The sequence below is a fragment of the Sodalis sp. C49 genome (assembly GCF_046352915.1).
Lineage (GTDB): Bacteria > Pseudomonadota > Gammaproteobacteria > Enterobacterales > Enterobacteriaceae > Acerihabitans.
The window spans coordinates 1,137,310-1,149,598 of record NZ_CP163303.1; the positions used below are offsets into that span (position 1 = coordinate 1,137,310).

Genomic DNA, 12,289 nt, shown 5'->3' on the forward strand with positions numbered 1-12,289 from the left:
TTTGAAATAAAGCACGATTAATTTCCCATTATGCCGACAAAATCCCATTGCGCAGTTAATATACGCTGATGCTTTATGGTGCATTTTGGCCAATTCCGTGCATGTTTTGTCCTATTTTGATGCTGACCGTTATGAGCATCGCTGCGCGGGGTTAGGCAGGCAATGTTAAGGTGGATTTTTCTGGCGGCCTGCCGTTTTGCTTTCTCCCCCGGCGGTAAATCGCTATTTGGGGCGAATTTTGCAGCCAGTTTGTTAATTAATTGTAATCGTATTTATCCCGACATTTCATCGGTTAACGTAATTAAGGCACCTGTGTAACTTTTGCGGCTACCCCTCCCTGCTGAATGGAGTCAGCATGCATAATTTGTGATATGTATCACATATAACTGCGGTAATACTCTTTAAGATCCCTTTAACGCAAAGCCGGGTAAGCATAAAAAAGCGGCAATTTAACTGAATTTTTTGTTAAAGTAGGTGATTGAAGAAACTCATTAAGTAAAAAGCTCATTGTGCCAATGCATATCCCTGATTGGGCAGATAGACTAACTGATATAATATTAGTCATATATATCTTTGTGGGCGAGGCGGGCAGGCTTTTTACTTAAAGAGTTTAACAATCTAACCCAAAATTTTAACATTTATTAGGAGAGCATTATGGCTGTTACTAATGTCGCTGAACTTAATACGCTGGTAGAACGCGTCAAAAAAGCCCAGCGCGAATATGCCAATTTTACCCAGGAGCAGGTGGATAAAATTTTCCGCGCCGCCGCCCTGGCCGCCGCCGATGCGCGCATCCCCCTCGCCAAGATGGCCGTAGCCGAATCCGGTATGGGCATCGTCGAAGATAAAGTGATTAAAAACCATTTTGCCTCCGAATATATTTACAACGCCTATAAAGATGAAAAAACCTGCGGCATCCTGGCCCAGGACGATACGTTCGGCACTATCACCATCGCCGAACCCATCGGTATCATCTGCGGTATCGTGCCTACCACCAACCCGACATCGACGGCTATCTTCAAGGCGTTAATCTGTCTGAAGACCCGCAACGGCATCATTTTCTCGCCGCATCCGCGCGCCAAGAACGCCACCAACCGCGCGGCGGAAATCGTGCTTAAGGCCGCTGTCGCCGCCGGTGCGCCGAAAGACATCATCGGCTGGATAGACGAGCCGACCGTGGAATTATCCAACCAGCTTATGCATCATCCGCTGGTCAACCTGATCCTCGCCACCGGTGGTCCGGGCATGGTCAAGGCCGCCTACAGCTCCGGCAAGCCTGCCATCGGCGTCGGCGCCGGCAACACCCCGGTCGTGGTGGATGAAACCGCGGACATCAAACGCGTGGTAGCGTCCATCCTGATGTCGAAGACCTTCGATAACGGCGTCATCTGCGCCTCCGAACAGTCGGTTATCGTGGTCGACGAAATCTATGACGCCGTACGCGAACGTTTCGCCAGCCATGGCGGCTATATGCTGCGCGGCGAGGAACTGAAGGCCGTTCAGGGCATCATCCTGAAAAACGGCGCGCTTAACGCGGCCATTGTCGGCCAGGCGGCATCGAAGATTGCCGATATGGCCGGCATCAAAGTGCCGGGCAACACCAAGGTGCTGATCGGTGAAGTGACCGTCGTGGACGACTCAGAACCCTTCGCCCATGAAAAACTGTCGCCGATGCTGGCCATGTACCGCGCCAAGAATTTCGAAGACGCCGTGATCAAAGCGGAAAAATTGGTGGAGATGGGCGGCATCGGCCATACCTCTTGTCTGTACACCGACCAGGATAACCAGCCTGAACGCGTGAATTTTTTCGGCGACAAGATGAAGACCGCGCGCATCCTGATCAACACCCCGGCCTCCCAAGGGGGTATCGGCGACCTCTATAACTTCAAGCTGGCGCCATCCCTGACGCTGGGTTGTGGTTCCTGGGGCGGGAACTCGATCTCCGAGAATGTCGGGGTCAAGCATCTCATCAACAAGAAAACCGTGGCCAAGCGAGCTGAAAATATGATGTGGCATAAGCTTCCTAAATCCATCTATTTCCGTCGTGGTTCATTGCCGATCGCCCTGGACGAAGTGGCCAGCGACGGCGCAAAACGCGCCTTTATCGTCACCGACCGCTATCTGTTCAACAACGGCTATGCCGACCAGATTACCTCGGTGCTGAAAAACCACGGCATTGAAACCGAAGTGTTCTTCGAGGTTGAGGCCGATCCGACCCTGAGCATCGTGCGCAAGGGCGCCGAGCAGATGATGTCGTTTAAACCCGATGTCATCATTGCCCTCGGCGGCGGCTCGCCGATGGATGCCGCCAAGATCATGTGGGTGATGTACGAACATCCGGGCACCCCGTTCGAAGAGCTGGCGCTGCGCTTTATGGATATCCGTAAACGTATCTACAAGTTCCCGAAAATGGGCGTAAAAGCCAGGATGATTGCGGTTACCACCACCTCGGGCACCGGTTCGGAAGTTACACCGTTCGCCGTGGTCACCGATGACGCCACCGGCCAGAAATACCCGCTGGCGGATTATGCCCTGGTGCCGGATATGGCGATTGTCGACGCCAACCTGGTGATGAACATGCCTAAATCCCTGTGCGCCTTCGGCGGCCTGGATGCGGTAACCCATGCGCTGGAAGCCTATGTGTCCATTATGGCCACCGAGTTTTCCGATGGCCAGGCGCTGCAGGCCATTAAGCTGCTTAAAGAATACCTGCCGGCCAGCTATCATGAAGGCGCCAAGAACCCGGTGGCCCGTGAACGCGTGCATAACGCCGCCACCATCGCCGGTATCGCGTTTGCCAACGCCTTCCTCGGCGTATGTCACTCCATGGCCCATAAACTGGGGTCGGAATTCCACATTCCCCATGGCCTGGCCAATGCTATGCTGATCTCCAACGTGATCCGCTACAACGCCAACGACAACCCGACCAAGCAGGCCGCGTTCAGTCAGTACGACCGTCCGCAGGCACGCCGTCGCTACGCCGAAGTGGCGGACCATCTGGGCCTGAGCAAACCGGGCGACCGTACCGCGCAGAAGATCGAGAATCTGCTCGCCTGGCTTGACGAAATCAAGGCAGACCTGGGCATCCCGACCTCTATTCGCGAAGCCGGCGTGCTGGAAGCAGACTTCCTGGCAAAAGTCGACAAGCTGTCGGAAGATGCGTTCGATGACCAATGTACCGGCGCCAACCCGCGTTATCCGCTGATTGCCGAACTCAAGCAAATCCTGATGGATACCTACTATGGCCGTAAATTCGTCGAACCCTTTGAAAACGCCGTCGCGGCGGCCAATGCGCCCGCCCCTGTCGGTAATATCAAAGCGACGATAAATGACGTCGTGAAATCCGAGAAGAAAGGCAAGAAAGTCACCAGCTGATACTGCTGATGCCTGTTAGTCCCCCGTTCCGGCGGGGGAAACGCCAAAAAGCCCCGTAAGGGGCTTTTTTGTGTCCGCAGCGCTATCACTGCGCCCCCGCCTGGGGATGCGCGCTACGGCCCGCCTGGGCCGTTTAACGCGCTATCGCAACGCCAGCGCCGTACGGGGTATTCATAACTCCGGGTGCCCTTGCCTGCCTTTTGCCGTCCCCGGCGCGTCCCACCGCCCAGTCCTCAATACCGTTCCCGGCTTTCGCCGGCAACGCCGCCACTCGTAGACAAAGACCGCTGAAGGCCCCTAAAGGCCCCGACACGGGATTCCCGGGCCTGGGCGCGGCCGACGCCCAGGCCCGGCCATTGGCAGCCGCTGCGCGCCGCCTGGGCGGTTTAAGCGCGCGGGCTGCCTGCCTGGCGGGTTCGCCGCCGGTCGGGACCGGCGTGAACCTAAGCCGACGGCGTCAGGCGCGTGTAACCTGGCACGGACACATCCTGTTCCAGCGCCTGTTTGTAATGTTTGCGGCAAACGGAGACATAACGCTCATCCCCGCCGATAACCACTTGTTGCCCATCATGCACGGGCTTACCCTCGTCATTTAGCCGCAATACCCGGTTCGCCTTGCGACCGCAATAGCAGATAGTTTTCAGTTCAATCAATTTATCCGCCCAGGCAAGAAGATATTGACTGCCGGGAAACAATTCCGCGCGAAAATCCGTTCTTAAGCCGTAGCAGAGCACCGGAATATCGAGCTGGTCCACGACATCGGACAACCCGTTAACCTGTTCCCGGGTTAAAAACTGGCTTTCGTCGACTAACACGCAGTGCAACGGCTCAAGCTGATGCGCCTGCGTGATGACGGCCAGTAAATCGGTATCGGGGCGGTATAGCTCGGCCGGCGAGGAAAGGCCGATACGGGAACGGACCTGCCCGCGCGCGAAGCGATTATCTATTTCCGCGGTAAATACCAGCGTACGCATGCCCCGTTCCTGATAATTATAGGAAGATTGCAGCAGCGCCGTCGATTTACCCGCATTCATCGCAGAATAATAAAAATATAGTTGAGCCATCAGCCCCATACCCCGGTGAAAAATCATGACATAATTAATATGACCATAAGTGTATCATATTCTTTAACACAAAGGCCCACCCCGCCCCGCGTCGGATTCACTCCCCCCGCCCTGCGCGGCGGTTAGCCGGGCTGGGTCTAATAAGGCACCCCCGCCGCAATGAATAAAAATAGTGTAATTTTATTGAATCATTTACAGGCTACTTTACCATTCACCCTCCGGTCATTTGCCAGGCGCGCTTACCCCGGCGCCAGGTCGGACCTTCATTAACCGGCGGAGGTTAATGGGGGGCTTATAACCCTGCTATTTCCCCCTGATATAAACATGGCTCATAATGAAACGTCTTGTGCAATATGCGCTCCATAAAGTGCAGTAGGGGAAAAACGCAACATGGCGAATCAATTTGTCGTTACTCGCCCCAAGCCTTATATTTACTGTCGTTTGGCTGCGGTGGTTTAAAAAAAAGATTATTTTTTACTTTACTTACAAACTAGCTATTGCAGAAAAGAAACTACCGCTCTATTATTACCCCGACGCCCCATTTATATTATTCGAGATTAGGACAATGAGCGAAGCACTTAAAATTCTTAACAACATCCGAACTCTGCGTGCGCAAGCGAGAGAATGTACCCTGGAGACTCTGGAAGAAATGCTGGAGAAACTTGAGGTCGTTGTCAACGAACGCCGTGAGGAAGACAGCCAAGCACAGGCTGAAATCGAAGAACGCACCCGCAAATTACAGCAATATCGTGAAATGCTGATTGCCGACGGTATCGATCCGAATGAATTGCTGCAAACCATGAGCGCTTCTAAAGCAACGGGTAAAACCAAGCGTGCGGCACGTCCGGCTAAATATCAGTACACCGATGAAAACGGTGAAATCAAAACCTGGACCGGCCAAGGCCGTACGCCTGCCGTCATCAAGAAGTCTATTGAAGATGAAGGCAAGACGCTGGACGATTTCCTGCTTTAATCCAAATTACCGCTATTATAAATACCCGTTTGAATACTCAGCGGGTGTTTTTTTTACCGGTAAGCAAACCTCAGCTCATAATGTGCATAAATTATGAGCAGCATTATTAGCATAAGAAACATTTGGCGTTCGATCCGGGTGCCAGGCAATTTGTCCTTTACTGCCGCCGCCGGTGGAGTGATTAACCGTTAGCGGGCAGCGCTCACAAAAAGGCGACCTGAAGGTCGCCTTTTTGACATTAATCGCAACATCCCCCTAAAGTCATTGGTGATAATAATCACGATACCAATTGACAAAATGTTGTATTCCTTCCGCTACCTCCGTCTGCGGTTTAAAACCAATGGCTGCGTACAACGCCGCGGTATCCGCGCTGGTTTCAAGCACATCGCCGGGCTGCATCGGCAATAAATTCATCTCGGCCTTAATGCCCAGCGCATTTTCCAGCGCCTTGATGTATTCCATCAATTGGACCGGTTGACTATTGCCGATATTATATACGCGATACGGCGCGGAACTGGTGGCGGGAGACCCGGTTTCCACCGTCCATTGGCTGTCCGCCGTGGGAATGACATCCTGCAAACGGATAATGGCTTCCGCGATATCGTCTATATAAGTGAAATCACGCCGCATCTCGCCGCGGTTATACACATCGATAGGTCTGCCGGCAAGCATGGCTTCGGTAAATTTAAACAATGCCATATCCGGCCGGCCCCAGGGGCCGTATACGGTAAAAAAACGCAGACCCGTGGTTGGCAGTTGATAAAGATGTGAATAAGTATGAGACATTAACTCATTGGCTTTTTTCGTCGCCGCGTACAATGACACCGGATGATCCACCGTATCGTCAGTGGAAAACGGCATTTTACGATTCAGGCCATATACCGAGCTGGATGAGGCATAAAGCAAATGCCCGACGCCATTGTGACGGCACCCTTCCAGTATATTCAGATGGCCGATAAGGTTGGAGTCCGCGTACGCCAGGGGGTTTTCCAGCGAATAACGCACTCCCGCCTGCGCGCCCAAATGGATCACGCGTTCGAACCCTTCCCCGGCGAATAGGGACGCCATTCCCTGGCGGTCGGCTAAATCCAGCCGATGAAAGGTAAAGGCGGTGTCGCCCTGCAATTGCAGCAGCCGCGATTGCTTAAGGCGGACGTCGTAATAGTCGTTCAGGTTATCAATGCCGATGACCTGATGGCCGTCAGCAAGCAGGCGCCTGCTGACGTGATAACCAATAAAACCCGCGGCGCCGGTGACCAAAAATTTCATGAGGCCCCTCTTACTTATAAGACGCGAGCGAAGCCCCACGACCTATGGCGTAATACGTGAAACCACGGCTGGCCAGGCGTTCCGGATCGTACAGGTTGCGTCCATCGAAAATGACCGGCTGCTTTAACGCCGATTTCAGCATATCAAAGTCAGGCGCGCGGAAATTTTGCCATTCGGTACAGATAACCAGGGCATCAGCTCCCTGCAGCGCGGCTTCCTTGGTGCCCATTAGCTTCAGGTCGGCACGGTGGCCGTAGATGCGCTGGGTTTCGTCCATCGCTTCCGGGTCAAAAGCCTGTACCTGCGCCCCGGCCTGCCATAGCGCTTCCATTAATACCCGGCTGGAGGCTTCGCGCATATCGTCGGTGTTGGGCTTGAAGGAGAGGCCCCACAAGGCAAACGTTTTGCCCTCGAGATTGTCGCCGAAATGACGCTTGATAAACTGCGGCAGCTTATCCTTTTGCTGGTAGTTAACGTCTTCCACCGCCTGCAGCAGTTTGGGCTGGTAGCCGATATGCTCGGCGGTGCGGATCAGCGCCTGCACGTCTTTAGGGAAGCACGAACCGCCGTAGCCGCACCCAGGGTAGATAAAGTGATAGCCGATACGCGGATCCGAGCCAATGCCCTGGCGCACTTTCTCGATATCCGCGCCCAGCAGCTCCGCCAGGTTGGAGATCTCGTTCATAAAGCTGATCTTGGTGGCCAGCATGCAGTTAGCCGCATATTTGGTTAATTCCGCACTGCGGATATCCATCAGGATCATACGGTCATGATTGCGGTTGAACGGTTCGTAAAGTTCACGCAGCAGTTCAACCACGTCATCGTTATCGGTACCGACCACGATACGCTCGGGACGCATACAGTCGGCCACCGCGGCGCCTTCCTTAAGGAACTCGGGATTGGAGACCACGTCGAAAGTCAGCTTGCTGCCGCGCGCCTGTAGGGTTTCCTGCATAACGGCGCGAACTTTATCCGCCGTGCCGACAGGTACGGTGGACTTGTCCAGCACCACTTTATGATCGTCCATATACTGGGCAATGGTCCGGGCCACCGCGGTGACGTATTGCAGATCCGCCGAGCCGTCCTCGTCGGGAGGGGTGCCCACCGCGATAAACTGCATGATGCCGTGGCTAACGCCGGCCTTGGCGTCGGTGGTGAACTGCAGCCGGCCTGATTCGTAGTTCTGCTGCACCAGCGGGGTCAGCCCTGGTTCATAGATGGGGATGTTGCCGTTTTTCAGATTCTCGACTCTACGCGCGTCGACATCGACGCAAAGCACGTCGTGACCCACTTCAGCCAGTACCGCCGCTTGCACCAAACCAACATAACCGATACCAAACACAGTCACTTTCATGTTGAAATTCCTGGTAAAAAAATGCGCTCAAAAAAAAATCAATCCACGATGGTTTCTTTTAGCCATTGGGTAAATTCTTTGCCCAGGCTTTCATGACGAATGCCATATTCGACGAAGGCTTCCATGTAACCCAGTTTATTGCCGCAGTCGTGGCTCAGCCCCTTCAGGTGATAGGCTTCCACCGTTTCTTTTTCCATCAGCATGGCGATGGCGTCGGTGAGCTGGATTTCATTGCCGGCTCCCGGAGGCGTTTTAGCCAGCAGCGGCCAGATATCGGCGGACAACACATAACGGCCCACCACCGACAGGTTGGACGGCGCGTCCTCGGCGGCGGGTTTTTCCACCACGTTGACCATCGGCGCGCTTTCGCCGGGTTTCAATTCTTTGCCCTGGATATCCACCACGCCGTAGTTGGTTACGTCTTCCACCGGTTCAACCATGATCTGGCTGCGGCCCGTTTCGGCGAAGCGCGCCAGCATTTCGCTGAGATTTTCGGTTTTCAGGTTGGATTCGTATTCGTCGATAATGACGTCCGGCAGGATAACCGCCACCGGTTCGTCGCCCACCAGCGGATGGGCGCACATAACCGCATGTCCCAGCCCTTTCGCCAGGCCCTGGCGCACTTGCATGATGGTGACGTGGGGCGGGCAGATGGCCTGGATTTCAGCCAGCAGCTGGCGCTTAACGCGTTTTTCCAGCATGGCTTCCAGCTCAAAGCTGGTATCAAAATGGTTTTCGATGGAATTTTTAGAAGAATGGGTGACCAGGATAATTTCGTTAATGCCGGCAGCGATACATTCGTTGACAACATATTGAATCAGGGGCTTATCGACTAAAGGTAGCATTTCTTTCGGTATAGCCTTGGTCGCCGGCAACATACGCGTTCCCAAACCGGCCACAGGAATCACCGCTTTTCTTACTTTGGTATTAATTGCAGACATCAACCACCTCTCTCTTATCATCAAGATAATAAATTTTTTATCTAATTTTAAACCTATCAAGTATATCAGTTTACGAAGAAGGTGCCTGATGAAAGGAGGGGTTTGTGAAGAAATTAGGACAATTACCCATTTTAGAACGGGTTATAAATTAATAACTTGGCTGGTCAAATAAACGGCAACCTGCAACGCATGCCGCAGGATGCGATTATTCCGTGGACAGCATTAACCGTAATCTGCCGCCCGCGCCCCAGACCTGGCACTGCCAGGCGTCGCAATGCTGGCTCACCTGGTTTAAATAGGCGCCGCTCATCGTGCCCAGCGGCACCCCGCTATTGAGCTGGATTTGCTGCTCATTGGCGCTGAGGGTGGCGTTCAACCCCGCCGATACCAGAATCAGGTTATTCAGGCCGCGGTGGTAGTACCCCACCAGCAGGGGAAACTGTCCGTCCAGGTTGGCCTTGCGCAGCAGTTGGTTCACCTGTTTCAACAGGGTGGTAAGCTCCGGCAGGCGATGGGCGCGATTGGCCAGATGCGCCTGCAGCAGCCCGTTAAACAAGGCGCGCAGCAGCAAGGCGGCCAAAACGCCTTTTTCCTCCGCCCGTGTCACATCCAGGCAATAGAAGGCCAAATCGTGCTCGGATAAGGCGGCGATATCCAGCACCAGTCCAGGCTGCTCGGCCATGGTAAGCTGCCGGTAGGTCACCCGGCAGCGGGCAATATTCTGCTGCACCGGCGGCTGCAATTGCTTGAGCAGCTTAGCGGCGGCGCCGGGGTGCTGGCTTAAGGCGTCCCAGTCCTGGAACAGTTGCTCTTCTTCGTCCACCTGCGAGGTAAACATATCGGGGTAAAGGCAGCCAAGCACGGTTTCCCGCAGACGGACAAAATCATCAAGGGGCTTGAGCAGCACATCCTGCACCCCAAGCCGCAGGACCTTGGCGATATCGGTCATCTGATCGGTACCGGAAACCACCAATACCGGCGTGGCGGCATCCACCGAGCGGAAACGCTCCACAAACGTCAGGCCGTTCATTTCGGCCATTTCAAGATCGCAGATTACCAGGTCCGGTTTAGTGATAGGCAGCATGCTCAGCGCTTCGCCGCCATGGGATGCTTCATGAACAACGGCCCCCAGCGATTGAAGAAATTGCGTCAGTACGGAGCGAAAAACAGCCTCGTCCTCAACAACTAAAATTTGTTTGTTTACTAACGGCTTCGCCATCAAAAACCTCTTTTTCCAATCAGCTTAACAGCGGCTCAAGCAGACCACTTTTACTTTTAAGAAATCTCAGGGGCTGATTAGTGTGTTGCTTATAATTTATGCGTTCCTGCGTTTGAACAGCAATCGGCTACATTGGTTACCGACCTATCCCCTGATACCCCATTCAACAAGCCGGATAACCTTCTCGACGGCGTTAAAATGATGTTGCTTAAGTAAGGAGCGTAGTAGTCATTAGGTAAAAATGCACCCTTTCCGGGCAAAATGATGGCGGTTTCGGCATATTTTGACAAGGATAAATAGCCTTTTCGTTGTAAAACCATATGCTTTTTTGTTCAAAATCATTGATTTTTTGCCTTGGCTTGAGGTATGGCATAAAATAGCGTCTTTACAGTCCGCGCGCCGTACCCGGCGCCGGATCTGACCGGTAGCAATGGTAATACAAGGCGGCTTTGCCGTCGTGACAAGAGGTGTTGTGGATATTCTTTGCCCATGCGATAGCGGCCTGCCTCCGGACCAGTGTTGCGCTGCGTTTATCAGCGGCGCCCGCCCGCCCCGGACGCCGGGCCAGTTAATGCGATCGCGTTATACCGCGTTCACGCAACGTAACGTCGATTACCTGATTGCCACCTGGCATCCGGACTGCGAAGCGGCGCGCTGGCGCGCTGAATTAACCGCCCAATGCGCGGTAACGCAATGGCGCGGGCTTCTGGTCAAGGCGGAATCCGCCGGCCGGGACGCGCAGGAAGGCTATGTTGAATTCATCGCCCGCTTTTTTGATGAGCAGCGGCAGCGGCCGGGCTTTATCCATGAACGTTCACGCTTTGTCCGCATGGACGATCGCTGGTATTATGTCGACGGCCTGCATAAGCAGCCCGCCAGAAACGAGCCCTGCCCCTGCGGCTCGGGTAACAAATACAAGAAGTGTTGTGGACGCTGACCCGGCCGGTTCGTTCCGGTATGCTTTTCATGACATATCATCGGCTTCGACAGGATCAGCAAGTTAATGCAGTCGCAAACTATACAAAGAAAAATTTTACGCACCATTTGCCCGGATGAAAAAGGCCTGATCGCGCAAATCACCAGTATTTGTTTCAGCCATCATTTAAACATCGTGCAAAATAACGAATATGTTGATCATCGCAGCGGGCGTTTTTTTATGCGCACCGAGCTGGAAGGCGTATTTGACGACGCGCGGCTGCTGGCCGACCTAGATCGGGTTTTACCGGCCGGCACGGTGCGCGAGCTGAACCAGGCCGGGCGCCGCCGCATCGTGGTCCTGGTGACCAAGGAGGCGCACTGCCTGGGCGATTTGCTGATGAAAAGCACCTACGGCGGGCTGGATGTGGACATCGCCGCGGTGATCGGTAATCACGAGACGCTGCGCACGCTGGTGGAGCGGTTTGAAATCCCCTTTCATCTGGTCAGCCACGAAGGGTTTACCCGCGAAGAGCACGATGCGCGCATGGCGGAGCAGATCGATGGCTACCACCCTGATTATGTGGTCCTGGCCAAGTATATGCGCGTGCTGACGCCTACGTTTGTGCGCCGCTATCCCAACCAGCTTATCAATATTCACCATTCGTTCCTGCCCGCCTTTATCGGCGCGCGGCCCTATCACCAGGCTTACGAGCGCGGCGTAAAGATCATTGGCGCCACCGCCCATTACGTGAACGATAATCTGGACGAGGGGCCTATTATCAGCCAGGACGTGATTAACGTCGATCATACCTATACCGCGGAGGATATGATGCGCGCCGGCCGCGACGTCGAGAAAAACGTCCTGAGCCGGGCATTGTACCGGGTGTTGGCGCAGCGGGTCTTTGTTTACGGTAACCGCACCATTATCTTGTGAGGGGTTCCAGGGCGGTTTTGCCGCCTTGTGCCGAAAAAAACGGCAAGTGAATCATTTAACGCAAGTTTGTTCTTTACAGTGCCGTCTTATTTGATATGATGCGCCCCGCTTGACCAGATATTCATTTCTGAGCCAGGTGGGGTTCCCGAGCGGCCAAAGGGAGCAGACTGTAAATCTGCCGTCACTGACTTCGAAGGTTCGAATCCTTCCCCCACCACCATCTTGTATACGCCTCATTATTT

General features: G+C 54.0%; 9 protein-coding genes and 1 tRNA gene. 5 read left to right on the forward strand and 5 right to left on the reverse strand.

Annotated elements, in window-relative coordinates:
- Positions 1-654: 654 nt before the first annotated feature.
- Entirely contained in the window at positions 655-3,375 is a 2,721-nt protein-coding gene (adhE, locus tag ABUK12_RS05010) for a bifunctional acetaldehyde-CoA/alcohol dehydrogenase (protein ID WP_410015248.1), read from the forward strand.
- A gap of 443 nt (positions 3,376-3,818) precedes the next feature.
- On the opposite strand, the gene ABUK12_RS05015 is transcribed toward adhE, so the two are convergent.
- Positions 3,819-4,439 carry a thymidine kinase gene (locus ABUK12_RS05015; RefSeq protein ID WP_410015249.1) on the reverse strand — a complete coding sequence of 207 codons (621 nt, stop codon included), beginning with the start codon at positions 4,437-4,439 and terminating at the stop codon, positions 3,819-3,821.
- A 565-nt stretch (positions 4,440-5,004) separates the two neighbouring features.
- On the opposite strand from ABUK12_RS05015, the gene hns reads away from it, so the two are divergent.
- Positions 5,005-5,412, forward strand: coding sequence for a histone-like nucleoid-structuring protein H-NS (gene hns, locus ABUK12_RS05020; RefSeq protein WP_410015250.1), 408 nt, complete (start codon positions 5,005-5,007; stop codon positions 5,410-5,412).
- Between the two features lie 261 nt (positions 5,413-5,673).
- On the opposite strand, the gene ABUK12_RS05025 is transcribed toward hns, so the two are convergent.
- From ABUK12_RS05025 to rssB, 4 genes are all read right to left on the reverse strand, one after another.
- Positions 5,674-6,681, reverse strand: a complete 1,008-nt coding sequence (locus ABUK12_RS05025; protein ID WP_410015251.1) for an NAD-dependent epimerase — start codon at positions 6,679-6,681, stop codon at positions 5,674-5,676.
- 10 nt (positions 6,682-6,691) lie between these two features.
- Entirely contained in the window at positions 6,692-8,035 is a 1,344-nt protein-coding gene (locus tag ABUK12_RS05030) for a UDP-glucose dehydrogenase family protein (RefSeq protein ID WP_410015252.1), read from the reverse strand.
- Positions 8,036-8,073: 38 nt separating this feature from the next.
- Positions 8,074-8,976: a UTP--glucose-1-phosphate uridylyltransferase GalU gene (gene galU / locus ABUK12_RS05035; protein WP_410015253.1), complete on the reverse strand. Its 903-nt coding sequence runs from the start codon at positions 8,974-8,976 to the stop codon at positions 8,074-8,076.
- Between the two features lie 205 nt (positions 8,977-9,181).
- Positions 9,182-10,195 carry a two-component system response regulator RssB gene (gene rssB / locus ABUK12_RS05040; RefSeq protein ID WP_410015254.1) on the reverse strand — a complete coding sequence of 338 codons (1,014 nt, stop codon included), beginning with the start codon at positions 10,193-10,195 and terminating at the stop codon, positions 9,182-9,184.
- A gap of 430 nt (positions 10,196-10,625) precedes the next feature.
- On the opposite strand from rssB, the gene ABUK12_RS05045 reads away from it, so the two are divergent.
- The 3 genes from ABUK12_RS05045 (at position 10,626) to ABUK12_RS05055 (ending at position 12,267) form a co-directional block, all read left to right on the forward strand.
- Complete coding sequence (locus ABUK12_RS05045) at positions 10,626-11,132, forward strand: YchJ family protein (RefSeq protein ID WP_410015255.1); 507 nt, start codon at positions 10,626-10,628, stop codon at positions 11,130-11,132.
- Between the two features lie 66 nt (positions 11,133-11,198).
- A complete protein-coding gene (purU, locus tag ABUK12_RS05050) occupies positions 11,199-12,047 on the forward strand; it encodes a formyltetrahydrofolate deformylase (protein WP_410015256.1) in 849 nt (282 codons plus the stop codon).
- A gap of 135 nt (positions 12,048-12,182) precedes the next feature.
- Positions 12,183-12,267, forward strand: a tRNA-Tyr gene (locus tag ABUK12_RS05055).
- Positions 12,268-12,289: the final 22 nt, after the last annotated feature.